A 291-nucleotide genomic window follows, 5' to 3' on the forward strand; every position below is an offset into this window, starting at 1 on the left:
GTTTGTCATAATGTTCCTTGAAAGTAAACTGGTCAAGTTTACGATAAACGGTGGACGTTGATACACGAAGTCTTCTGGCAATATCCGTTAGTGATACCTTCTCAGTTAGAAGTTGTGCAACCTTTTGTCGGACAAGGTTGGAGATTTGGTGGTTTTTCTCAACGATTGAGGTTTCAGCCACTGTTACTCTCTTACATACTTTACACTGGAAGCGACGTTTCTTCAGACGTAGTAGTGTTGAAGTTCCCGCTTGCTCGAGAAGAGGGATTTTAGAAGGCTTTTGAAAGTCGT

1 protein-coding gene is annotated in these 291 nt (G+C 41.9%); it reads right to left on the reverse strand.

The window, feature by feature from the left end:
- A partial coding sequence (locus HMPREF2607_RS10175; protein ID WP_148130154.1) for a helix-turn-helix domain-containing protein occupies nucleotides 1–291 on the reverse strand: 291 nt, incomplete at both ends.

The organism is Streptococcus sp. HMSC078H03 (assembly GCF_001808655.1).
In the GTDB taxonomy this organism is placed as follows: domain Bacteria; phylum Bacillota; class Bacilli; order Lactobacillales; family Streptococcaceae; genus Streptococcus; species Streptococcus salivarius_G.